The 23,767-nt window shown below is 39.3% G+C and carries 30 protein-coding genes; 12 read left to right on the forward strand and 18 right to left on the reverse strand.

The annotated features are described in order from the left end of the window. Positions 1-16: 16 nt before the first annotated feature. The gene (locus A5870_RS11690) at positions 17-277 is read left to right on the forward strand and encodes a hypothetical protein (protein WP_041119174.1); all 261 of its coding nucleotides are present in this window, start codon (positions 17-19) and stop codon (positions 275-277) included. An 813-nt stretch (positions 278-1,090) separates the two neighbouring features. Here the strand turns inward: A5870_RS11690 and A5870_RS11700 are convergent. From A5870_RS11700 to A5870_RS11760, 13 genes are all read right to left on the reverse strand, one after another. Then, positions 1,091-1,309: a hypothetical protein gene (locus A5870_RS11700; RefSeq protein ID WP_086292981.1), complete on the reverse strand. Its 219-nt coding sequence runs from the start codon at positions 1,307-1,309 to the stop codon at positions 1,091-1,093. Positions 1,310-1,348: 39 nt separating this feature from the next. Next, positions 1,349-1,621 carry a hypothetical protein gene (locus A5870_RS11705; protein ID WP_086292983.1) on the reverse strand — a complete coding sequence of 91 codons (273 nt, stop codon included), beginning with the start codon at positions 1,619-1,621 and terminating at the stop codon, positions 1,349-1,351. A gap of 27 nt (positions 1,622-1,648) precedes the next feature. Continuing rightward, the gene (locus A5870_RS11710; protein WP_369596785.1) at positions 1,649-1,981 is read right to left on the reverse strand and encodes a phage integrase N-terminal SAM-like domain-containing protein; all 333 of its coding nucleotides are present in this window, start codon (positions 1,979-1,981) and stop codon (positions 1,649-1,651) included. A 17-nt stretch (positions 1,982-1,998) separates the two neighbouring features. Further along, positions 1,999-2,274 carry a hypothetical protein gene (locus A5870_RS11715; protein ID WP_086292985.1) on the reverse strand — a complete coding sequence of 92 codons (276 nt, stop codon included), beginning with the start codon at positions 2,272-2,274 and terminating at the stop codon, positions 1,999-2,001. Between the two features lie 12 nt (positions 2,275-2,286). Continuing rightward, positions 2,287-2,694: a RusA family crossover junction endodeoxyribonuclease gene (locus tag A5870_RS11720; protein ID WP_086292987.1), complete on the reverse strand. Its 408-nt coding sequence runs from the start codon at positions 2,692-2,694 to the stop codon at positions 2,287-2,289. A 14-nt stretch (positions 2,695-2,708) separates the two neighbouring features. Beyond that, positions 2,709-3,614 carry a Lin1244/Lin1753 domain-containing protein gene (locus A5870_RS11725; protein WP_086292989.1) on the reverse strand — a complete coding sequence of 302 codons (906 nt, stop codon included), beginning with the start codon at positions 3,612-3,614 and terminating at the stop codon, positions 2,709-2,711. Positions 3,615-3,649: 35 nt separating this feature from the next. Beyond that, positions 3,650-4,552, reverse strand: coding sequence for a recombinase RecT (locus A5870_RS11730; protein ID WP_086292990.1), 903 nt, complete (start codon positions 4,550-4,552; stop codon positions 3,650-3,652). 1 nt (position 4,553) lies between these two features. Further along, positions 4,554-5,495 carry a YqaJ viral recombinase family nuclease gene (locus tag A5870_RS11735; protein ID WP_086293428.1) on the reverse strand — a complete coding sequence of 314 codons (942 nt, stop codon included), beginning with the start codon at positions 5,493-5,495 and terminating at the stop codon, positions 4,554-4,556. Between the two features lie 151 nt (positions 5,496-5,646). After that, the gene (locus tag A5870_RS11740; protein ID WP_081116469.1) at positions 5,647-5,838 is read right to left on the reverse strand and encodes a hypothetical protein; all 192 of its coding nucleotides are present in this window, start codon (positions 5,836-5,838) and stop codon (positions 5,647-5,649) included. A gap of 2 nt (positions 5,839-5,840) precedes the next feature. Then, complete coding sequence (locus A5870_RS11745) at positions 5,841-6,089, reverse strand: helix-turn-helix domain-containing protein (protein WP_086292992.1); 249 nt, start codon at positions 6,087-6,089, stop codon at positions 5,841-5,843. Between the two features lie 5 nt (positions 6,090-6,094). Beyond that, entirely contained in the window at positions 6,095-6,643 is a 549-nt protein-coding gene (locus A5870_RS11750) for a hypothetical protein (RefSeq protein ID WP_086292994.1), read from the reverse strand. Between the two features lie 64 nt (positions 6,644-6,707). Then, positions 6,708-6,962, reverse strand: a complete 255-nt coding sequence (locus A5870_RS11755; protein WP_086292996.1) for a hypothetical protein — start codon at positions 6,960-6,962, stop codon at positions 6,708-6,710. Beyond that, positions 6,959-7,186: a helix-turn-helix transcriptional regulator gene (locus A5870_RS11760; RefSeq protein ID WP_081119415.1), complete on the reverse strand. Its 228-nt coding sequence runs from the start codon at positions 7,184-7,186 to the stop codon at positions 6,959-6,961. The genes A5870_RS11755 and A5870_RS11760 overlap by 4 nt, the downstream gene beginning before the upstream one ends. Positions 7,187-7,334: 148 nt before the next feature. On the opposite strand from A5870_RS11760, the gene A5870_RS11765 reads away from it, so the two are divergent. The 5 genes from A5870_RS11765 (at position 7,335) to A5870_RS11785 (ending at position 10,417) form a co-directional block, all read left to right on the forward strand. Then, the gene (locus A5870_RS11765) at positions 7,335-7,664 is read left to right on the forward strand and encodes a helix-turn-helix domain-containing protein (RefSeq protein ID WP_086292998.1); all 330 of its coding nucleotides are present in this window, start codon (positions 7,335-7,337) and stop codon (positions 7,662-7,664) included. An 8-nt stretch (positions 7,665-7,672) separates the two neighbouring features. Next, complete coding sequence (locus A5870_RS11770; protein ID WP_086292999.1) at positions 7,673-8,146, forward strand: ImmA/IrrE family metallo-endopeptidase; 474 nt, start codon at positions 7,673-7,675, stop codon at positions 8,144-8,146. An 11-nt stretch (positions 8,147-8,157) separates the two neighbouring features. After that, positions 8,158-8,751 (forward strand): DUF4352 domain-containing protein, encoded by a 594-nt coding sequence (locus A5870_RS11775; RefSeq protein ID WP_086293001.1) that lies wholly within the window; start codon positions 8,158-8,160, stop codon positions 8,749-8,751. Positions 8,752-8,915: 164 nt separating this feature from the next. Beyond that, entirely contained in the window at positions 8,916-9,194 is a 279-nt protein-coding gene (locus A5870_RS11780; RefSeq protein WP_086293003.1) for a hypothetical protein, read from the forward strand. Then, positions 9,194-10,417, forward strand: a complete 1,224-nt coding sequence (locus A5870_RS11785; protein WP_086293005.1) for a tyrosine-type recombinase/integrase — start codon at positions 9,194-9,196, stop codon at positions 10,415-10,417. The genes A5870_RS11780 and A5870_RS11785 overlap by 1 nt, the downstream gene beginning before the upstream one ends. A gap of 102 nt (positions 10,418-10,519) precedes the next feature. Here A5870_RS11785 and A5870_RS11790 read toward each other — a convergent pair whose 3' ends face one another. Further along, the gene (locus A5870_RS11790) at positions 10,520-11,866 is read right to left on the reverse strand and encodes a glucose-6-phosphate isomerase (protein ID WP_005229134.1); all 1,347 of its coding nucleotides are present in this window, start codon (positions 11,864-11,866) and stop codon (positions 10,520-10,522) included. A 102-nt stretch (positions 11,867-11,968) separates the two neighbouring features. Next, complete coding sequence (gdhA, locus tag A5870_RS11795) at positions 11,969-13,318, reverse strand: NADP-specific glutamate dehydrogenase (protein ID WP_086293007.1); 1,350 nt, start codon at positions 13,316-13,318, stop codon at positions 11,969-11,971. A 160-nt stretch (positions 13,319-13,478) separates the two neighbouring features. On the opposite strand from gdhA, the gene A5870_RS11800 reads away from it, so the two are divergent. The 3 genes from A5870_RS11800 (at position 13,479) to A5870_RS11810 (ending at position 17,408) form a co-directional block, all read left to right on the forward strand. After that, positions 13,479-14,741: an NAD(P)/FAD-dependent oxidoreductase gene (locus A5870_RS11800; RefSeq protein ID WP_086293009.1), complete on the forward strand. Its 1,263-nt coding sequence runs from the start codon at positions 13,479-13,481 to the stop codon at positions 14,739-14,741. 139 nt (positions 14,742-14,880) lie between these two features. Next, positions 14,881-15,918, forward strand: coding sequence for a tagatose 1,6-diphosphate aldolase (locus A5870_RS11805; RefSeq protein ID WP_081119500.1), 1,038 nt, complete (start codon positions 14,881-14,883; stop codon positions 15,916-15,918). A 194-nt stretch (positions 15,919-16,112) separates the two neighbouring features. Further along, complete coding sequence (locus A5870_RS11810) at positions 16,113-17,408, forward strand: ISL3 family transposase (protein WP_086292156.1); 1,296 nt, start codon at positions 16,113-16,115, stop codon at positions 17,406-17,408. Positions 17,409-17,495: 87 nt separating this feature from the next. On the opposite strand, the gene ybaK is transcribed toward A5870_RS11810, so the two are convergent. The 3 genes from ybaK to A5870_RS11825 are packed head-to-tail and all read right to left on the reverse strand — an operon-like array spanning position 17,496 to position 19,965. Then, a complete protein-coding gene (gene ybaK / locus A5870_RS11815) occupies positions 17,496-17,987 on the reverse strand; it encodes a Cys-tRNA(Pro) deacylase (protein ID WP_086293011.1) in 492 nt (163 codons plus the stop codon). A 50-nt stretch (positions 17,988-18,037) separates the two neighbouring features. Further along, positions 18,038-18,790, reverse strand: a complete 753-nt coding sequence (gene aroD, locus A5870_RS11820) for a type I 3-dehydroquinate dehydratase (RefSeq protein ID WP_081119498.1) — start codon at positions 18,788-18,790, stop codon at positions 18,038-18,040. Positions 18,791-18,795: 5 nt separating this feature from the next. Continuing rightward, positions 18,796-19,965, reverse strand: a complete 1,170-nt coding sequence (locus A5870_RS11825) for a class I SAM-dependent rRNA methyltransferase (RefSeq protein WP_286088807.1) — start codon at positions 19,963-19,965, stop codon at positions 18,796-18,798. 237 nt (positions 19,966-20,202) lie between these two features. Between A5870_RS11825 and A5870_RS11830 the strand changes: the two genes are divergently transcribed. The 3 genes from A5870_RS11830 (at position 20,203) to A5870_RS11840 (ending at position 23,657) form a co-directional block, all read left to right on the forward strand. Beyond that, a complete protein-coding gene (locus A5870_RS11830; RefSeq protein ID WP_086293430.1) occupies positions 20,203-22,287 on the forward strand; it encodes an LTA synthase family protein in 2,085 nt (694 codons plus the stop codon). A 180-nt stretch (positions 22,288-22,467) separates the two neighbouring features. Next, entirely contained in the window at positions 22,468-23,205 is a 738-nt protein-coding gene (locus tag A5870_RS11835; protein WP_081119496.1) for a hypothetical protein, read from the forward strand. Next, positions 23,184-23,657, forward strand: coding sequence for a hypothetical protein (locus A5870_RS11840; protein WP_086293015.1), 474 nt, complete (start codon positions 23,184-23,186; stop codon positions 23,655-23,657). Before A5870_RS11835 ends, A5870_RS11840 begins: the two co-directional genes overlap by 22 nt. Positions 23,658-23,767 lie beyond the last annotated feature (110 nt).

Genomic DNA, 23,767 nt, shown 5'->3' on the forward strand with positions numbered 1-23,767 from the left:
CACAGGAGGCGATCGTATGAAAATTACTGTTAATGCACGTGCTGCTATGAAATCTGCTGCGGAATACGTTTTAAATGATTTGGAGTGTCTACCGGTCGAGCTTGAACTGACAGACGATCCAAACGACTTATTAAAAACTGCGTCCGATATTACTAGTGAATATCAAGACGAGTTCTTTCGTTGTCTTGAAATGGAATTCAATTTTAGATTATTCCATAGTATTAGCGAACAACTTGCTGATAACGGAATTCATATTGTTCGCAAAGAAGACTCATAGTGGGTCTTGAATTACCTCCAACTTTTGCTTTAGAATGTTTGTAATGCTTTTATATTCTTTTAACTAACTCTTTTAAATTTTTAGGTATCGCCAGCAACTTTATAGTTGTTGGTTTTTTATTTGCTGAAAATGATTAATTAAAGTACTATTAAAAAAAAGGCACACTCCTAATCCAAAGTATTGAGGCCCAATCAATTTTAAACGTAGCCTTTCCAGTACCTCTGCTCCAATGGTGCTGGTTTTTTGTTGTGATTATTCCGTTATAGCTGACGATTGCGGAAATAAAAATATTTCCACCTTGCAATACTGTAACGTTTGCTCACTCTTTATAGTGATATACTTTGATTATTAAATTTAATAGGAGCCCTATTTATGGAAAAAATTAAAGAAATACTTTTAATAGTACCGATATTCTTTTTGGTATATTCTTTATTGTGTCTCATCATTTCTCTTTTATTCAGTTTTTTTAGATTCGTATTTAGAAAAGAACCCTTTTATTCGACATTTAAGACAGTTTTTCTAAACTTATTTCTAGAGATTTTGAATCCTTTTAATTATCTGTTCTGATTAAAGCATTTCGTCGGATAACTGACTTGGTAAAATGTAAAATATGTTACAATACCTAAAAGGAGGTATTGCTTTGGGAACTTTTTTAGCTTTTATTTGGTATATTTTTATAGGATTTATGCTTTATGGAATCATCAGATTGGCAGTTAAACACGGAATTTCCGATTCCAAAAAAAACAATTTATGATTCTGTTGCTACTCTTTTAGGGTAGTTTTTTTATTTCCACAATTTTGGTGGATAGCTGACTATGCACCAAAACTCATCGTATTAGCCGCAGCTTTTAAATAAGCATTTCGATTAAGCGCTGATTGAAACCTTACAACCAATAAATGTCCATCACTGTGTGCAATTTCATGCGGTGTTAAGCTATTTGAAAATTTATCTAGTTCTTTTTGAAGTTCATCTTTTCCCATCTCACTTGTATCAAAAACTTTATAAAGCCAAACCACATCTTCATCTTTCATATTCTTTCCTCCTAGTTGTGTATATCTTCCGATTACTGACTAACTGCTACTAACGTATTTCCTTAAACTATGCAGTCCTTTACCACGTCTTTTCGTTTTACGATCAATCCAAGTACCACTTGTTCCCCAATAATCAATCATGCCTTTCGGCGTATTGATCGCAAATTGGTGATTATTTTGATAATGCTTAAATTCAAAACCTAAAGCTGCAACATTTTTTAATGATGAGTTACCCATACGATTAACATGTTGGGTCCTTCGTTCCTTCAGATACGGTTTTACATCTTTCCAATATTCGCCCATTTCTCCCATAAAATACCTCTTTCTCCCAATTATTAACTAACAAATTTCCCTGTTGGCAATAAACAATCGAATGTCGTTCGTAGTGACATCACTGAATGGCTTTCTAACGCTTCTCATGAAGGGATTGATTGTCTGCATGTAAAGATTCAAAGTTCCGCTTGAAAGCCCCTGCAGCTTCTTGGAAACGAAGAATTGCTTATATGCAGCGATATCAGATGTTTCATCGTATATCGCAACCTCATTTTTCTGTTCAGTAATTAGATATTTTGAACACTCAATTGTTAAAACATCTTTTAGCCGTCTCAGTTGATCTGCGCTTAAATGGTCCTGTAGTTCAAGTAATGTCCTGTTGATCAATTTTTCTTGCAAGTAAGTCTACCTCGCTTCTAGCAGACTTCGTGGATTTTCTTAAGACTTACTACAGTCACATCGTTAAGATTTCGTTGTATTTCATCATCTTTTTCTTCAACACAGCTGAGGATCCTTACTCGTGCTGAATTCTTATAGATTCGACTTACTTGCGCTCTTATCTGACCTGAAAAAGGGCTTCCCGGAGTGCAAATGTAGCTTTCACCAACTTTTACAGATCCTTTTTCTTGAACATTTGCTGATTCATATTCTCCAAAATCTTCGAATGGCGCTTTAATGCTTCTGCTTCTCATTGATGGTCCCTCCTAAAGTGGATTAATTTCGAGTTCTGTTCTTGGATTTAAGCTATATACTTTCCGGCAGATATTGACAGCGATTTGGCCATCGTCTTTATACAAAATGCCGTTGACCGCATCCGTCACTGCTTTGAAATAGTTATCGATATCTGGTTTCTTATCGCAATACATAGTCTCTTCTTCTAGCAAAGTCCTGTTTTTCTTCACTTTCAAGATATAGGCTGGTGGATATACGAAGAAACAAATATCAATCATCACAGGGCCTTTCTCAATTAGCAGCGGCTTTGTAGTCAAAGCATGATACTTAACCGCATTTTTATATGCTTTCATCGCTGATTCTTCATACGGAGTCTTACGATGTTTGGTGAATCTAGGCCTTGATTGAGGCTTTGGTGTGATTGGTATGACGATTTTCAAGCCATCTGCTCCTTTCAGTGCTTTGTTTTGTTTAGATATGCTGCTAGTTTTGCATCAAGCTCTGCTTGGCGCTCAGGTGATAACTGTTCTTCCCCCTGTTCGTTTACAGCCCAATCAGGTAGTTTTTCCTCACGCAGTGGCTTTTGATTATAGCCTTGTTTCTTAGCGCCTCTAGTTCGTTGATAATCCCTTGCTTGATCGATCGTTTTAACGTTAGCATCTGCCCATTCCTGTAAAGAAGCTGTTAAAAAGCTAATAGCTCTATTCTTGGGGACGTCTTTACTACCAGCAAGTTTAATAGCAGCCTCTACAAGTTCATCGCCATAGAAATCAACCAGATTAAGCAGATCTTCGACCTGTACAACATTTGGAAAGAGCCATAATTTTTGGAAAGTTTCTAGGGACGCACTCTCGCTCGCAGTAGCATCTTCTTTTATTTCCTTTTCTTTACTTTCCTTTACTTTACTTTGTTGATTATTCCCCTGATTAACTGAGTTATTCCGCCCATTAATCGAGATATTCGACCGATTAACTTCATTTGTCAGCAAATACTTAAATTCAAGCTCAACTTTCTTACGTTCCTTAGTGGCTAGAATGTATCTGTTTTGAATTCCTTTAGAAGTTAATACGGAATATTTATCAAAAATATCTTTATCAAAGAATTTTACTTGCACTGCTTTTCTAACCAGTTCTTCAACTGTGCCCTCCTTCGTACCAACTTCGTCAGCCACTAAGAACGCAAGGTCGTCATCCCACAAAACGTAATACCCCTCATCACGATAAATATTAGCCAGCAGGGCGACCAGTATATGAACGGCTTCTTTACCGCATGCTTTAATAATTCTTCGAACTTTTAAATCTGATAAAAAATCGACATCTAGAGGAAAATAATCAAGACCTTTCTTCGTTGGTCTTGCCACGCTTATTCCTCCTAATCAGAGGGAGATGAACTCCCTCATTGTTTTTCTAACGGTGGATTAGATGTATCGAACAAAGTATCATTGCTTCCAGTGTCCTCAACTCGTTCAGCTTCTTTTCGTTCTTGCGGCAATGGCTCCATTTCTGATAGGTCAGTTTCTTCAATCAGATCACTGTCTTCATCAACACGGAAAACTTTTTCGTCAGAAGTGATTGCTGTTTGCATTTCAACTGAAAGTAATCCCCATTTTGATAAAAGATTTCGCAGTACAGTCTTAATGGCCATTGAATCGTAATTATCAACCCATGCCCCGCTTAATTTCTCTTTGTCCTTATTTTTTGAATTCTTAATACGATGACTCTCAATTTCTTGCTTGGTCCAGTAAACTGTCTTTTTAAATCCGTTCAGTAATTCAAAGAATCCTACATAACCTATAACTTCATCGGATACCTTACCTTTATAATCAAAGGTAAATTCTTCGGTCAGCGGATTCCAGTCAATTAGTTGACCTTCATAAATTGCCAAAGCATTCAATGCTTTGTATTGCCCACTTCTTTGTGCTAGCTGAATATATCCTTTGTATCCAAGAATGAATTGGGCTTCGTTGTGCGTGATCCAATTCTTACCTTTTTTCTCATAGCGATTAAACGGAACTACATATGCATAACCAAGGTTCTTATCAATCGGCAGGTCCATAGTAGCTGCCTTTAGCGCTGATGCAATAATTGTCATTGGTTCCGCTTGAGAGAGATAATTATCACCACCAACAAGTGTCATGAGTGATCCCATGAATGAATCTGATTTTTCGTGAAGGATATCTGTGAACTTCTTCTTCATTTGAGGCGTGCTCATCAGTGCTTTGAATCCTAATTTCGAAGGATCGACTAACTGGGTGTTTTTCTCTGCTAACTGATTCTTTAAAGTATCATTAGTTGCCATATTATTTGATCTCCTTTTCTGTAAGTCTTCGAGATTCAGTGACATTGTAAATTTCTTCATCATTGGCTACTTCAGGGTATTTCTCAGCAAGTTTTTTGCTGTTCATACGTCGTGTAGATACCAATTTCCAAGATATAATATTTTTCTGTGCGATACCGATACTAGCTTTCCGCTTGCCCAACTCGCTTATAATCTCGTTATCAAGCTGTCTAATTGAAGTTTCGATATCTTTCTTTGCTTTTTTTAATTCACGTTTTTGACTAACAAGATCATCAAACGTAGATGGTAAGGTCGTTTCTACTTCCTCTAACTCTGAATAACGATCTTTTAAAAATTCTTGAGTGGCTTCGCTGCCATCTATCAATGGTTCGTTACCTTTTACAACGTTGTTTTCCCAAAAATCTACTAACAGTTCAGTAATGGTATCGATCAGTTCCTGGTCACGATCAACTCGTTTCCAAATGAATTTCTGACCACCGACAAGGACCGCAATGTAACAATATTCCTTGTTTAAGACATTCATATAATGCTGTACTTGACAAAGGTAGCTAAGAGGTACTTCATCGCCTTCCCACTCTTTACCCAAGAACGCATTTGCAGTCTTACATTCTAACAGTGCATTTTCTCCTACGACATCACGATCAATGTTTGCTCGCAGGAACGGATGTAGCGGATGTTCAAATACTTGATTTCTCCGACGCACTTTTTTCCCTGTCCGCTCTTGAAACTCTTTAGCAACAACTTCCTCTAGTACATTTCCCCAATACGCTGGTTCGCTCTCAGTGTGTTCTAAATCGATTTGACCAGTCTTTTCTAGCCATAATTGATAAGGTGACTTCCATTTGTTTAACCCAAGGATAGTAGCGACATCTGAGCCGCCTATACCCTTTCGACGATCTAATAACCATTCGTCATGAGTCATTTCAAGTGTTGATTTACTCATCATCTGTCATCTCCTCAATTGAAATTGGTTGACCCCATCCGGGAGTTGTCAAATACTCGTCTAACGCTTGTTCAAAAGTATCCATTGTCATTTCTCCTTTTCTGTTTTAAAATGGAGACAAAGATATTTATCCAAATATTTTATTGACTTGCTATTGCTTTGGTCGGCTAGCAAGTCTTTTTTCTTTGTCTTGGTAATCTTTAGCAGCTAAATCATAAACAACATTAGCGAAGCCCCATAAGAAGACTAATACAAGACCTGCTGCAATGTGGATTGCTGTGAAAGCTACTACAAAAAACAAAAGTACAGTTACGGTCAAAGTGTCTTTAATTGAACGTTTCATAATTACGCCTCCTTATAGTTAAAAGTTCTATTGCGTTCTTCCCATTCCTTAACCTTTTGAAGATCATATTGAAGAATCCCACTAAGTTTTGAAAAAGGAATCGGATCAACATCCCGATGTGTTAATTTAGATAACGTTGGTCTTGAAATACCAAGATAATCAGCGATTTCTTTTGCTTTCTTCCACTCAACCTCTATCGCTTCATTTTTTCTCTCAAGTGGCACAACATTCTTCATTTGAGATATTTTCATAGTGGTTACCCCCTCATATATCTTTTTTTGATCCAGTGAGGCATTCTTGCTTTAATAGCCTCTTGGATGGTGACGTTCAAAATCTTCAAGATAGAAAAAACGATCGCCATTTCTACAATGATTTCATCAAGAAACTCATCTGTGTAATTCCTAAGTTCAGTTCTTTCAACATCGGTCAGCATTCTCACCTGTGATTCGGCTACGATCCTTTGAACTACTTTCTTCCGTTCTTTTCTTTCATCTGACTCAATTTCTTGAAATATCTCAAGATCATTCGTTGATTTAACATCTGCCAGCTGGCCATCCATTGATTTGAAAAATCCTAAGTATTGGTAACTGATGTCTCCTGTTAATTCATCAGTAGCTTGATACCCATTTTCTTTCATAGCTTCTAAATACTCGATTGCCTTATCAATATTGACGTTGGCTCCATTAAAATGATCACTTACTGTGGCATTTGGTGTGCTTGCATCGATCGCTAATTCTTTCTGTCTCTTTCCCGAAAGAAATAATGATAGTTTTAAGGTCCGACCGATTTTTGCTGCTTTCGGCATGCTTTCACTCCTTTTATTCGTTATTGTTTTTGGCACAAACGGCCATTTATTGTCTAAAATGAACTTAAGCAACAAGTTCTGGTGTTGAGGCGAACTGCCATTTTTCGTCAATATAGGAATAAATGTCCTGTGCTACTTCATCGGTAGCTAAAAAACGAATGATGATTTCTTCAACTCCGCCAGGGTTTATGAACAGTTCGCCTTCAATACCGATTGAAATGTTAAACTTGCGTTTGATTGCAGGAATAATCATTTCGATATAGCGTGGTAAAAATCCCGAATCGACATTCGCTTTTATCATTTGTGGTTTGTCTTTCATTTCGCCACCTCTTCTAACTCATTTTTGTAGTTAAACGCCATAAAAAAAATTTCTTCTTTTGGTGTATTGAAAATATCCTCAATATGTTGCATTTGAGAAGGCTTTGGACTAGTTCTGCCAATTTCCCATGAACTAATTGTTTTTTGCGATACTTTCAGTAATTCAGCAAGTTTTCCTTGTGACATATATTGACTTGATCTTATTTCCGCAAGTTTGTTTTCCATGATTTCACCCCCATTACTATCTTATGTAGTAATAATATACTACAAAAAGTAGTATGTCAAACGTTTTTACTACATTTTTTTGTAAAAGTATTTATTTGCTTTCTCTACTACGGTATGTAGTATATAATTTTATTGGAGGAGGGGTCATATGTTTAAAAGTCGATTAAAAGAATTAAGAGCAAGCAGAAAATGGACACAATCAGACTTAGCAAAGAAACTGAATGTTTCTCAGCAAACAATCGGCAGTTGGGAAGTTGGTCGAGCAGAGCCTAATTCTGATGCTTTGGCTAAAATCGCAACCCTCTTTGGAACTTCTGTAGACTATCTGTTAGGAATTGATGATGAAAAACTACCTAATAAACCTTCAAATAAAATCGATACTATTGCTGCACATATTGATGATGATGTGTCGGAAGAACAGATGAATGAAATATTAAACTTCATAGAATTCGTTAAAAATAGAGATCATAAAAAGTAGGTGATTAGTTGCAGTTATCAGAAGAGTTGATGATAATGTTTCCTGAACTTACATATAAGACAGAGCACGGTATGCCGATTGGTCAAAAAGGATTACTGATTAACGAAACTATCTATTTAAATCCTAATCAGGAAAAATATGAGTTGAACAGTACCTTAGCAGAAGAATTAGGACATTACCTTACTTCTTACGGGAACATCGTATTACAAGATACAAACGAAAAACGAAAACAAGAACGTCGAGCAAGAGATATTGGATCAATATTAGTTGTTTCACCACAAGATATAATTGAATGTTTTGAAGAAGGATGTCGTTCAACTTTAGAATGTGCACTACATCTACAAATTACTGAAGATACTTTCAAAGATGCTGTCAAATATTATTCAAGAAGGTTTTCAGGCATTAAAACAGAAAACAACTACACTCTCCTATTCCAACCGAATGGGACTGTAGCAGTTTTAAAATCATTTAATAATTTTTAGGAGATGGTAAAATGGCAAAGAAAGTTATGGGTGCAGATGGGAAATATTATAAAGTGAAAAAACCTTTTTATAAAAGGATTTGGTTTTGGATCATTATAATTGTTTTGGTTATTGGTATTGGCGGAGCTCTTGGTGGAAGTGATGATAACAAAAATGGCGGTACAAAAGTTGAGGCTGACGGATCCTCTTCAGAAACAAATACTTCTCAAGAAAATTCTGCTTCAACAAAAGAGGAGACGAGTTTTTACAATGTAGGAGATACTGTTAAAGTTGGAGATGCTGAATATACTTTAACAAACGTTGAGTTAACAGACGAGAGAAACCAATTCGATGAAACGAATCCAAATCAAGTTGTGAAAATTTCTTATACAGTAAAAAACAATTCCGACTCCGATCTTCCTGTTGGAGCTGATGTAGAAGTTTATGGATCAGATGATAAAAAAGCAGAAAGTTATCCAAATGATAATACGATGGGATCAGTAGCTCCAGGAAAACAAATGGACTGTGTTCAGCACTTTGGAATTAATGGAACTGGGGAAATTGAAATACATTTTGCACCTCTAATTTCATTTGAAGATCCAGCAATCTACAAAGCGACTATCTAAAATTTAGAAGAACAGCCTTCGGGCTTTTCTTTTTAAATAAAAAACGAACATACATTCGTTTTAATAGAAAATAAATACGAATGAGTGTCTGACATCTTGTAATAATCGTCCTGATTCATTCGAATATCAATTTTAATTACTAAAAATACGAAAGGTTGATTTTTATGGATCCATACAATTTGAGAAAGAGATTAAAGAAAGATGTTCCTACCGTCGGAATATTTCCTATTTTGACAAATCCTGATTACAGCGAGGAGGAATATCAAGAGATACTAAAGGACCAATTGCAAATAAAACATGATTTAGATACGGGTAAGGTCAGAAAAGTACCTGCCTTCACTTACGATGAAAAACAATTAGGTCTTGATAAGTTGTATGAAAAAGGTTGGTATAAACCAAAAATGGTTGAACTACCAGAGTCCATATTAAGGAATGATAATTAATGGCTTCTATTAAGAAATACTATCTAAAGAAGGCAAAACAATATAGATATGAAGTTTTCATTTCTAATGGAATCAATCCAGGAACAGGAAAACAAAACAAGATACACAAAAAAGGATTCAAGTCATTTGATGAAGCAAATAGTTACGCCAAAATAATTGAAGGAAAAATAGCATCAGAAGAATATTTCAAAGAAAATCCACAGAACTTAACTATAGAAGAATTTCTTGAAGATTGGGTAACCAATTATAAACAAGCGGTCAAAGAAGGTACAAGAGTAGTTCACAGAGCCAACATAAGGATGTATATAATTCCCTATATTGGAAAATATTCTTTGAACAAATATACTCGAGCTGATCATCAAAAATTCATTAATCTACTACTTACAAAGACAGGCTTAGGAAGAAGCGGACAAGGTCTGTCTATCACTACTGCCAAGAGCGTAAATGCGACGTTGAGCAATGCCTTCAAAAAAGCAATTCAATTAGGATATATAAAAGATAACCCAACTCAATTCGTTGAATTTCCAAGATTGATTGAGAACAAAGAATCGATCAGATATTATGATTTGCAGCAAGCTGATAGATTTTTAGAATTTGCGAAAAAAGAATCCGAGGTTTTGTGGTACCCCTTTTTCCTACTGATCTTTGATCAAGGATTGAGGAAATCAGAAGTAATGGGTTTACAGTGGCAGGATATTGATTTCGGTGGGAATATGATCAGTATTGAAAGAGAACGGTTAGGATCAGTTGAAAAAGGTCTGAATATTAACGCTATCATAACTGACGACCCAAAAACACCTGCCGGCATCAGAAGCATGCCAATGACCAAAAGAAGCAAACAAGCCTTGCTTGCCTTTAGAAATCATATCCTGAGTACTTTTGGCACCTTCCCCTCTACTGAAGATGGCGAACAATTTATCTTCTTGCAAACCAGTAAGAGATACAAAGGTAAGATAGTTCGTGATCGCTCAGTGAATGGTGCATTTAATCGGATTGCTGAAAAAGCTGATTTGCCGAAAATTAGAGTTCACGATGGCAGGCATACATTTGCAGTCAGATCTCGACAAGCTGGTCTATCCTTAGAAGATATCAAAGACTTCCTTGGTCACAAAGATATTTCAACAACTCAAATCTATGCCCACATTTCACCAGAAGTTAAAAAGAGGTCTATGGAACAATTCGAAAACTACATCGAAAGCGAAAGAAAAAAGCACTCACAATGAGTGCTTTTTGATTGTCACTATCACCAAAACTATCACCAGTTACAAACTAAAGCGAACATGTTTCGTTCACCACTAATTTATAAGAGTGTTAAAAACGTTGGCTTATAGACGTTCGTTCAATTCTTTTGCAAGATCTTCGAAACCTGGTTTGCCAAGTAAGGCGAACATGTTTTTCTTGTAAGCTTCAACTCCTGGTTGGTCAAATGGGTTCACGCCATTTAAGTAGCCAGAAATTCCTACAGCGATCTCAAAGAAGTACATCGTGTACCCTAACGTGTAAGCATCCATTGTAGGGATTTTTACTAACAGATTTGGTACATCTCCATCTGTATGGGCAAGTAACGTTCCTTCAAAGGCTTTCGTATTAACAAAGTCAACTTCTTTTCCTTCTAAGTAGCCAAGACCATCAAGATCGGCTTCTTGTGTAGGGATCGCGATTGATTTGCGTGGTTTTTCAACTTTTACGACGGTTTCAAAGATATTGCGACGGCCTTCTTGGATGTATTGACCAAGAGAATGCAAATCTGTTGAGAAGTTTGCACTTGAAGGATAGATCCCTTTTTGGTCTTTTCCTTCAGACTCGCCGAATAATTGTTTCCACCATTCTGAGAAGTATTGCATGCCTGGTTCGTAGTTGATCAGCAATTCGGTTACTTTGCCTTTGCGATAAAGGATGTTACGCATTGCTGCATATTGATACGCTTCATTTTTTTCAAGGTCGTCACTTGCGTAAGCATCGCTAGCATCTGCTGCCCCTTGCATCAAGGCATCGATATCCGCTCCGCTGGCAGCGATTGGCAATAAACCAACAGCAGTCAATACAGAGAAACGGCCGCCGACGTCATCTGGAATCACAAAAGTTTCCCAGTTTTCAGCATCTGCTTCAACTTTTACTGCACCTTTCGCTTTATCCGTTGTTGCGTAGATCCGTTTGTTGGCTTCTTCTTTGCCGTATTTTTCAATCAAACGTTCTTTGAAAACACGGAAAGCGATCGCTGGTTCAGTAGTAGTTCCTGATTTTGAGATCACATTCACAGAGAAGTCACGGTCACCAATGATTTCGATCAAATCTGCTAAGTAAGTTGAAGAAATTGAATTACCGGCAAAAAAGATTTGTGGTGCTTTGCGTTCTTCATTTGGTAACAAGTTAAAGAAAGAATGATTTAAGAAATCAATCGCTGCTTTCGCTCCTAAATAAGATCCGCCGATCCCGATCACGACTAGTACTTCAGAATCAGATTGAATTTTTTCAGCCGCTTTTTTGATACGCGCAAATTCATCTTTGTCATAATTTTTAGGAAGGTCGATCCAACCTAGAAAGTCGCTACCAGCACCTGTTCCTTCGCGTAATTGTTTGTCTGCTGCTGTAACTTGACTTTGCATGTAGCTCAATTCGTATTCGTTTACGAATGGTGCTACTTTCGAATAGTCAAACTTGATGTGTGACATGATTTGTCCTCCTTGAAAAAATAGTTTTTCATACACTACCTACTTTACGTTTTTTTCCAACTTTTTTCAAGTAATTCCTGATAGGTAGCCTGTTGGGTGATTTTAGACAAGTCCTTGAGCAAACATTGCTTTAGCAACTTTTTCAAAGCCTGCGACGTTCGCACCTAACATAAAATTATTTTTTTGATCGAAGGTTTCAGCAGTATCACGGCATGCTTCATAGATCGACTTCATGATATCGTCCAATTTGGCATCGACTTCAGCTTTTTCCCATTGCAGTCGTTGGGAGTTTTGACTCATTTCTAACGCAGAAACGGCTACGCCGCCAGCATTGGCTGCTTTTCCTGGACAGTAGAAAATTCCTTCTTCAATAAAATATTCTGCTGCTTCTAATGAGCTAGGCATATTCGCGCCTTCAGAAACGACCCGAACACCATTGGCTTTTGCACGTTTGGCTTGTGAGAGATCAATCTCGTTTTGGGTCGCGCAAGGAAAGGCTAATTCCGCTGGTGTATCAAAATCCCAGACAGATGCCCCTTCATGATATTCTGCTGATGGACGTTCTTTCGCATAAGCCGTCAGACGTTCGCGCTTCACTTCTTTGATTTCTTTTAATAAGGCCAGATCAATGCCGTCTTTGTCATAAATAAAACCAGAGGAATCAGAACAGGTGACAGGGATCGCACCTAATTCTTGCAATTTCTCAATTGCATAAATCGCAACATTGCCGCTTCCAGAAACGATCGCTTTTTTGCCTTCAAATGTTTCACCTAGGTCTGTCAATAAATGCTTAACGAAATAAACAGCACCATAACCCGTTGCTTCTGTGCGGTTTTTACTGCCCCAAAAGTCTAATGGCTTACCAGTTAAAATACCGGCATCGTATTGTTTCAATCGTTTGTAGGCACCAAATAAATAGCCGATTTCCCGTCCGCCGACACCAATGTCGCCAGCAGGAACATCTAAGTCAGGTCCGATATGTTTTGACAGCTCCGTCATAAAGCTTTGGCAAAAACGCATCACTTCGGCATCTGATTTGCCTTTTGGATCAAAATCACTTCCGCCTTTGCCGCCGCCGATCGGCAGACCTGTCAAGCTGTTTTTGAAGATTTGCTCAAACGCCAAAAACTTCAAGATACTCAAGTTGACACTTGGGTGAAAACGCAAGCCGCCTTTGTAAGGCCCCATTGCCGAGTTGAATTGAATCCGATAGCCACGGTTTACTTGCCAGTTGCCTTGATCGTCTTGCCATGGGACTCTGAATTGGATAAAACGTTCTGGTTCAGTTAAGAGTGCAAGGATATTTGATTCAATATATTCTGGATGCTCCTCTAAAAAGGGAACGATCGTAGGCAAAAATTCGTCAATTGCTTGAAGAAATTCCGGTTGGTGTTGGTCTTTCTCGTGAATCTTCGCTTGAATTTCTTTCACGTAAGCTGAAGCTTTGGTCATAGTGCATTACCTCCTTTAAGATATTTTCTATTTTAAAGAAATTTTCTGAAATTGCACGCTTTTTTTTAGAATTGTCAGAATTTTTTATTATTCGAAAAAAATCGACCAATCCTTTCAGCAGTCGTAGCCGATGTGTTACAATCCCAAAGAGGTGAAAAGAATGGAAAAAACCTATGATGTCATTGTTGTGGGTGCAGGTACGAGCGGCATGATGGCTGCGATCACTGCTGCCAAACAAGGTGCTAGGGTCTTAATAATCGAAAAAAACAAAAAAATCGGCAAGAAATTATTGATGACTGGCGGCGGACGCTGCAATGTAACCAATAATCGGCCGGTAGATGATTTAGTTGCTCATATTCCGGGAAATGGCAAATTTTTGTATAGCACGTTTTCCCAATTCAATAACTATGATGTAATGGCATTTTTCGCTGACTTGGGGGTCGTCTTAAAAGAAGAAGACCACGGACGGATGTTCCCTGTGACGAACAAATCAAAAACCATCGTCGAAGCGTTACTTCAAGCAATCAACGATCATCACGTCACCCTGTTGACGAACACGGTCGTCACAAAGCTGATCCATGACGGCAGCCAAATTCGCGGCGTGCGAACCGAAACCGATGAGTTCTCTGCTCCTAGTGTGATTTTGACGACAGGAGGCCGCACCTATCCTTCCACGGGCGCAACGGGGGACGGCTATAAGATGGCAAAAAAAGTCGGCCATACCATTACGCCGCTTTATCCAACCGAATCGCCGCTTGTTTCAGAAGACTCCTTTATTCAAGAGCGGACGTTGCAAGGCATTTCCTTGCCAGACATCACCTTAAGTGTCTTGGATCAAAAAGGAAAGCCTATCGTCGCCCATACGATGGATCTTTTGTTTACCCATTTTGGTTTATCTGGTCCTGCTGCTTTACGCTGTTCCTCCTTTGTAAATCAAGAATTGAAAAAGCAACAACCCGTGACGGTTGTTCTGGATTGTCTGCCGGCGAAATCCCATGAAGTCTTGACCCAAGAATTGATTCAGTCTGCAGCTTCGAAGAAACAATTGCCGAATGCTTTAGCTGGCTTTTTGCCTGAGCGCTTGATGACCTTCTTTTTGCAGCAGCTAGTCCTACATGAGCTGGTTGCTGAAAAAGCCTCACCAGAACAGTTAGCGGCGCTCGCTTCCTTGATCAAAGGCTTTTCAGTGACTATCGTTCGCACGTTCCCATTAGAAAAGTCCTTCGTGACGGGCGGCGGGGTCCATCTGAAAGAAATCAATCCAAAAACTATGGAAAGCAAGAAAATCAATGGCTTATATTTTGCCGGTGAATTGCTGGATATCAATGGCTATACAGGTGGTTTCAACATTACAGCAGCGTTTTGTACTGGACATGTCTCCGGAAAAAATGCAGCAGAAACAGCGAGTTATTTCAGTTATTGATCGATGACCCAGTTGTTGGCAGCAATATCCTTGCCCGTTGCTGTCAACACCTGGGTCTCCCCCTCTTTTTGCTTATTAGTTGGGTTTTTCTCAAAGTAGGCGTAGACTAAAGATAGCAAGATCGAGGGAGGTTTTTTTAATGAAACGAATTTCAAGAGGTAAATTTGAACGAATGCAAAAACTTTCAAATGAGGATGGTGTGATTGCCGCACTAGCAATCGACCAACGTGGTTCCATGAAAAAAATGATGAAGGCAGCAACTGGACCGGATGACTTTACGATGGAACACATTTATGAATTTAAGCAGTTGGTTTCCCAAGAATTGACCAAATATGTCAGCAGTATTTTGTTAGATGAGGAATATGGCTTCTTAGGGATCGAAGCAAAGAATCCCAATGCTGGCTTGATCCTTTCCTATGAAAAAACAGGCTATGATGTCAACACGCCGGGTCGTTTGCCTGAGATTTTACCCAATGAATCGTTGCAGCGCTTGGTGAAAAAAGGGGCAGATGCTGCGAAAGTCTTGGTTTATTATAATCCAGATGAACCGCAAGAGATTTTAGATACCAAACATGCGTTTTTGGAGCGTTTAGGTACGGAGGCGCAGGCGGCCGATATTCCGTTATTTGTGGAACCAATCGTCTATGATGATGAGATCACAGATGACAAATCACCTGCTTTTGCCAAGATCAAACCGAGCAAGGTCATCCGAACCATTCAGGAATTGACGAAAGATCACTACCATATCGATATTTTGAAAGTCGAAGTACCGGTTCAGTTCGACTTAGTTGAAGGCTTCCAAAAAGAAGGCTTAGAGGCCGTTTATACGCAAGAAGAAGCCGCCGATTACTTCAAAGAAGCCAGTGACGCCGCGACGCGACCATTCATCTATTTGAGTGCGGGAGTTCCAGCGAATGTCTTTCGCGATGAATTGACCTTTGCTGGTCAACATGGTGCCAAATTCTCAGGAATCTTAGGTGGTCGAGCAACTTGGCGCGATAGTGTCGAAATTTATGGGAAACAAGGGGCCAAAGCGTTATTGGAATGGCTGGACACCCAAGGAAAAGAAAATGTTGAAGAATTAAACGCCATTCTAAAACAATATGCCACTCCGTGGTTTGACTTTTATGGTGGTTTAGAAAATATCGAGGTTTTCGATATTGAGGTCATGGAATAAAACAGCACAAAAAAATCCCCGTGAGCGTCATCTCTAGATGGTTCACGGGGATTTTTTAGGCTCTATAATTTATGGGACTGATGAATCAGAATTGATTCTTCAGCCCCATTTTCATTTTAGGTATTAAAAAACATATCGTTCTCTAGTATGATTAAATCACCACAAAATAAACAACTGAGAGGACGATATGCTATATGAATGATTCTATCAAAAAAATGCTGAGAATAACAGAGAAAGATTTGATGATTACAGAGGTCTCTTACGAGACCCTTCAGAAGAAAAAGACATTGGTCGTCGATGCTGTTCTCTCGCCTAATCCTCGTGCTTGTAGAAGTTGTGGTTCTACTGTGGTAGATGGAAACGGGAAATCAATTATAGTGAAAAATGGGAAGAAGGAAACGATTGTCCGTTTTGAGCAATACAATCATATGCCTTTGGTTATGCGCCTAAAAAAGCAGCGCTATACCTGTAAAAACTGTCGCACCCATTGGACTGCTCAAAGTTATTTTGTCCAACCCAGACATTCAATCGCAAATCATGTGAGATATAAAATTGCTTCTTTACTGACTGAAAAAGTATCTTTATCTTTTATTGCGAAAAGCTGTCAGGTATCTTTGACCACCGTTATTCGTACATTAAAAGAGTTTAAAAGCTATTTACCAAAACAATCTAAGAAGATTCTCCCAAGAGTATTGATGGTTGATGAATTTCGTTCGCATGCTTCCATAGAAGATAAAATGAGCTTTATTTGCGCAGATGGTGAAACAGGAAAATTAATCGATGTTTTGCCTACGCGTAAATTACCTCGATTAACAAGCTATTTCTTAGGGTGTACCAATCCAGAAGAAGTAGAATTTTTGGTGACAGACATGAACGCCGCCTACTTCCAGCTCACCAAACGTGTTCTGCCAAAAGCGAAAATAGTGATTGATCGGTTTCATATTGTCAAACACATGAATCAAGCGTTCAATGAGTTGCGTATCCGTGAAATGAATGAACTTCGTAAAGCAGGACAGAAAAGCCAGGCAGAAAAACTGAAAAAGAATTGGCGCTTTTTGCTAAAAAATCGTGCAAACATCAACCATTATGAATACAAAACATGGAAAAGTTTCCGAGCACCAAAATACCCATTTCTTACTGAAGCAATGATGATTGATCGATTGCTTGAGTTTTCTACGCCCCTGAAGGAGGCGTATCCCTTTTTTCATGAATTAGTTGAAGCCTTTCGAGACAAAGACCCTGACTTATTTTTCTCCTTATTGACAGAACTTCCTGAAACGTTAGATGACAGCTTTCGGGAAAAGCTTCAAAACCTTCTTACCCATGAAGAAGGCATCACCAACGCAATGATCTATCCTTATTCCAATGGAAAAATAGAAGCGAAGAATACCCACATAAAGACAATGAAACGAGTATCCTACGGATTTAAATCATTCGAGAACATGAGAATTAGAATCTTTTTGATCAATCAATTAATCAAAGTGAGATAACAAAAAATCTGAGCCAGAATGTGGTTCATTCTGACCCAGATTTGATTTTGCACAACTCATCAGTCCTTATTGACAAAGAGCCATTTTTTATTCGTGTTCAGTTGCCAACAAATCGGCAAAGACCGCCCTTGTCAATTGTTGCAACGCTTGTGGGGCAAGCCCCATCTGCAACCCGCGCTTTCCTGCAGAAACCACGATTTCTTCCAGTGTCTGCGCCCCACGATCAATATAAGTAGGAAAGAGCTTTTTCATCCCGATCGGCGAACAGCCGCCGCGAATATAGCCAGTCGTCTCTTCTAAATCTCTCAGATGCAGCATCTCTACTTTTTTGTTTCCACTGACTTTGGCTAACTTTTTCAGATCCACTTCTCTATTTCCAGGAATCACAGCCACCAGCGGTCCTGTTTTGTTCCCCACTGCCACCAGCGTTTTGTAGATAGCTCGCGGGCGTGCTAGTTGCGCAGCGACGGATTGCGCATCGAGATGATCTTCCGACCACTCATAGGTGTATTCGTTATAGGCGATTTTCTGTTGTTCTACTTGACGGATCGCATTGGTTTTTTGTTTCTTCTTCGCCATTTTATCCCTCTTTTGTTTTGGTTTCTTCTAAGAGAAGGCCTTGGCTGGTCTTACTCATTGAGTGAAAATTCTTGTAAGTAGTTGGTCATTCGTTCGATCGGTATTTGTCCAGGTGCTGATGCCCCTTGCAACGAAGCAAAAGTAAAGACCGAACCAGTCAATGCCCCACTAACACGGCTGATTTTCCCCAGCTCCCCCATCGACATGATCGCCAACGGCAGTTGGTTGAAGCCACGAGCTTTAGTAATGATCCCCATTAAACGTAAAACGTCTTGGACTTGCTTGGGCATCATCGCTAACTTGCCAACATCGGCACCAAATTGATTCATTACGCCGATTTTTAAAATCAACACAGCATCTTCTGGCGTTTTCTCAAAATCATGATTGCTCAGTATCAGCTTTACCTGTGCCTTTTTGATTTCTTGAATAAAGCCGCGACCTAAAAATTCAGCTTTCTCTAATTCGATATCGATCCAATCGATCAAGCCTGAATCAGCAGCAGCTAAACACAATTCTTTGTATTGGGTCAACGTGAACGGCCGCTCGCCCCCTTCTTCTATGGTTCGAAAAGTAAAAAGTAGCTCTTTTGATTTTAAAGTCGTGCGAATATGAGACAATGCATCTAAGACCGCTTGTTGATCGTCTGCATGTTTGTAATGGTCAACGCGCCATTCAATGATCTGTGCTTCTGATTCCTCAGCAGCAAGGGCTTGTTTTAAAATTTCCTCATTGGTTTTTCCAATCAATGGGACACAAATCAGGGGTGTTTTCCCATCTAACGTTACTGGTTTTGATCGGCTCATCTCCTTCACTCCTTTTTCATTTGATAAAAGAATACTTTCAGATAATTACCTTCTGGAAAGTGCTTATCTACCGCAAAATCAGCTGGTAGACGATAACTTTGAATACATTCATAAGGAACATGTGCTTTCTCTAATGACGCTTCGATCATTTCTTGAAACTTCTTCGAGGACAGATTGGCCGCATTCGTTGAGGCGATCAATAAACCATCTGGCGCTAAAATCTCCAAGCTATCTGTGACTAAATCGCCATAGTTTTTTGCAACCGAGAAGACTTTTTTCTTGTTGCGGGCAAAACTCGGCGGATCTAAGACGATCACATCAAAGCGCAAGTCTTTTTTGCGGGCATAATTGAAGTAATTGAAGACATCCATGACATGGATACGCTGGGTATCTGGATCAATGCCATTAACTGAAAATTGTTCGCGGGTCTTTTCCAAACTGCGTTTTGCCAAATCAACACTCGTGGTCTGAGTAGCCCCACCGACAGCAGCAGCGACAGAAAACGCCCCCGTATAACTGAACATATTTAAAACAGACTTGCCAGCTGCCAAACCATCGACGAGTTGGCCACGAACTTCTTTTTGATCCAAAAAGATGCCCGTCATTAGTCCTTCGTTCAAATACGTCGCATACGTGACGCCATTTTCTTTCACCAGTAAGGGTTCAGGCGCCGTTTCCCCATAGACCCATGCTGATTCAGGCAGTTCAGACGCAAAGCGGATTTTTTCATAAGCCCCTTTGATCTCGGGAAAGATTTGACGAAAAGCCGCCACGATCGCTTTTTTATGTTTATAAAGGGTGGCATTGTACCAAGAAAAAACGACATACTCGCCATACAAATCTACGGTAAGTCCCCCCAATTGATCCCCCTCGCCATTAAACAGACGAAAGGCATCTGTCAGGTCATCTTGATAGTAAGCACTACGCTTGCCTTTTGCTTTTGCAAAGCGTTGCGCAAAGAATGCTTGGTCGATCACTGTTTCTTCAAAGGATACGACCCATCCGATCCCTTTATTTTGTTCCCCAAGATAGCCGACACCTAAGAAATGGTTGGCCTGATCAATAAAGGTGACCCACTCCTTCGTCTCGATTGCTTGTTGAAGATCTTCTCGTTGGATCAACGGATTCTTTTTACGAAGCTTCGCTGATCCTTGCTTCGTTAGTTTTATTTTCATGTTCATCTGCTCCATTCATTCTCCTTTTTAGTATAGCAAAAAGCGACTGTATTGTCTGTATTCTTGAAAGTAAAGAAATACTTAATTCCGCGTCATGACAAGGAATTCATTTGACACGTCTTTCCCAGCCTAGTAAAATGTACTGTGATGTAAAATCGTAATGTACTGGTTATACTGGAAAAAGAGAGGACGATTCCTTTGAAAAAAAATAAAGTATCCACCTTTGTGAATACAAGAATGGGCTTTTTTTTCCTATTAGCCCTATTATTTTGGCTAAAAAATATCTTTGCCTATATGGTGGACTTCCACCTAGGGATTGAAAGCAGCATTCAGTACTTCATCTTATTCATCAATCCGATCGCAACGACCTTATTACTGCTGTCGATCGCATTGTACGTAAGAAGAACCAAAGCAGCTTATATCACGATGCTTGTGATTTATTTCTTGATGACCTTGCTTTTGTTCTCCAATGTTTCATACTATCGAGAATTCACTGACTTTATCACCATCAACACTATGCTTGGTGTTGGAAAAGTGGCAAGTGGTCTAGGAGAAAGCGCGATTCGCTTGTTCCGTCCCTACGATGTGTTGTATTTCATTGACTTTATCGTGCTGATTGCAGCCTTTTCAATGAAGAAAATCAAAATGGACACTCGTCCTGTGCGGGCACGGATGGCTTTTGCGATCTCAACCTTAGCTGTTATGGTCTTTTCTGCCAATCTTTTCTTAGCAGAAGCGGATCGTCCTGAATTGCTTACTCGAACGTTTTCTCGTGACTATTTAGTCAAATATCTTGGGATCAATGCCTTTACAGTTTATGATGGCGTACAAACTTATCAAGCTTCGCAAGTACGTGCCGAAGCGAGTCCCAACGACATGAACGAAGTAGAGAGCTATGTTAAAGAACATTACGCAGAACCAAATGATGATCTGTTTGGTATCGCAAAAGGCAAGAATGTCATTTATATTCACTTAGAAAGTGTTCAACAATTCTTGATCGATTATAAATTGAAAGATGAAGATGGCGTGGAACATGAAGTCATGCCGTTTATCAATAGTTTATACCATAGCGATAGTACCTTTAGTTTTGATAATTTCTTCCACCAAGTAAAAGCTGGGAAGACCAGTGATGCCGAAACATTATTCGAAAATTCCCTGTTTGGATTGAATCAAGGAGCGTTATTCACTCAACTGGGTGGGAAAAACACCTTTGAAGCAGCACCAGATATTTTAGGTCAAACGCAAGGCTATACCAGTGCCGTTTTCCACGGAAATACTGGTACCTTCTGGAACCGAAATGAAACTTACAAACGGTTTGGCTATGATTATTTCTTTGACGCTTCTTATTATGATGTCAATGATGAAAATTCATTCCAATACGGGTTGCATGACAAACCGTTCTTTGAACAATCGGTACAATACTTAGAACGTCTGCAACAACCGTTCTATTCAAAATTCATTGCGGTTTCTAACCACTACCCTTATTCTGAATTTACCAATGAAGAAGGCGGCTTCCCGCTAGCGAACACTTCTGATCAAACGATCAATGGCTATTTCGCAACCGCGAATTATTTGGATAAAGCCGTGGAAGAGTTCTTCAATTACTTGAAAGAAAGTGGCTTGTACGAAAACTCCGTCATCGTTTTATATGGTGACCATTACGGAATTTCCAATTCTCGTAACCGTAACTTAGCAGAATTGCTTGGAAAAACAAGTTCTACGTGGACAAACTTTGACAATGCGTCGTTACAACGTGTCCCTTATATGATTCATATTCCAGGACAATCAAATGGCGGCATCAATCATACGTATGGCGGTCAAGTTGATGCATTGCCAACCCTATTGCACTTACTGGGTGTGGATACATCGAACTATATTCAACTGGGACAAGATTTATTCTCTGATCAAAATGAACAACTGGTTGCCTTCCGTGATGGCGACTTTGTGACACCAGACTACACTTACTATAGCAGTACATTGTATGACAATCGTACCGGCATGCCGATCAACGATCCATCCGATGAATTGCAAGCCAAAGTCGATGAATGGAAAGCCAAAGTCGACAAACAGCTTTCGGTTTCTGATCAGATCAACAATGGTGATCTCTTACGTTTCTACGCGAAGAGCGGTCTAGAAGAAGTTGATCCTTCGACCTATAATTACAAAGATGCCCTTCAGCAAATGATGGATATCGAAAAGAATCTAGGCAGTGATTCAACCAGTGTCTTTTCTCAAAACGATAATCAATCGACTGTCGATCTGTACCAAACGAAAACCTTCCAAGAATACCAGCAGATGATGGAACAAGATAGCGGCGAGTAAAGTAAGAACAACCAATGATCAATCCAGTAAGGCGCCTGCCTTGCTGGATTTTTTTGCGCTATTTGTTAGGAAAACGTCGAACTTTCTCGCCACTTTTTTAGCTTCGATATTTTACTACAAGAACTTCATACTTTATTCAAACTCCCCTTTTATACTATGTACTAGGATGAGGTGAATTAGATGAAAACTATACATTTTGCGATTGCTAGCATTTTTTATCATAAAAAAGCCATGGTGCTTTATACGCTTGTATCCTTCTTTGCCGTAATTGGCTTGATCGTGACGTTTGCCTTGATCTACTCGATGGATCAAGTGATCGCTCAGACAAGAGATCTCTTAGCGACAGAAGATCTGCAAACGAAAGTAGCCGAAGAGATCCAACCGGTTACGACGATCTATCATCAACTGTTCTATTTGATTTTCAGCGCCTTTACGCTGGTCTTTATCGGCTTTCAAGTTTACTACCAACTATATAAACGCTCGGAATACACTGCTTGGTTAGCAAGTGGCGCTACCACCAGACAATGGGTAGCAATGCAGATCATTGAAATGCTCTTACCGCTCTTAGCAGCCGCTGTGATCGCCTTTGTGTTATTGCTACTCTTCCAGCCTTATTTCCAGCGGGAATTACTTAGTGGGCATATCATTGCCCTTGATCGAGAGCGTGCTTCTGATAACTTTTGGGAGGCTGTCCAAAGTCTTCCTGGACAAGAATTCGCCATTACGATTCCGCAAAATAGTCAAATTCTGGTCCAAAATGTCGATTTGAACAGCACCACTTGGCTTGCTATTTTATTTGAAAGCACACGCCACACACTTGTCGTCTTGCTTGCCGCTGTGACCGGTTTTACTGGTTTGATTGCCAGCGGACATAGTCTGTATTGGAGGAAAAAACAATGGAAAAACCAACTCAGCTAACGAAATCAATTGGTTTCTATTATGTTTCGAAAGACAATGAAACAAAAACTTCTGAATTAAGTTTGCTGCTTTCACAAAAAAAAGCAATCTTGATTCGTGCTCAATGGCCCTCCGTTCCCTTTTTATCCGTGATGGATAATGTATCTCTTGCAAATAAAAAAGGGGACGATTTAGAGAGTGTACTGCCTTATGTTCAGCTTCCCTTATCAGCTTTAAAAAAAGAGCGGACAGAGTTAACCCCCTTTGAGGAAATCAAAATTCAACTGCTCTTAGCGTTACTTTCAGAAAGAGAAACCCTTTTAATCGAAAATGTCTTGAGCACATTAACAACAGAAGAGGTCCAAATCCTGCTGCCTTTGTGCCAAGAAATCGCCGAACAATTTGCTGTTGCCATCTATTTGATCCATGAAGACGAATGCTTTGCCCATACGCCCTATACCACTTATCTATAGTTTACATAGTCCTCAAACAAAAAGCCTTGCTTGCAAAAGCAAGGCTTTTTGTTTGAAATGCTGCCAATAAAACGCAAAAAAATCGACCGGCTAAGCAAATTGCTGCCGGA

Source organism: Enterococcus sp. 2G9_DIV0600 (assembly GCF_002140615.1).
GTDB classification, from domain to species: domain Bacteria; phylum Bacillota; class Bacilli; order Lactobacillales; family Enterococcaceae; genus Enterococcus_D; species Enterococcus_D innesii.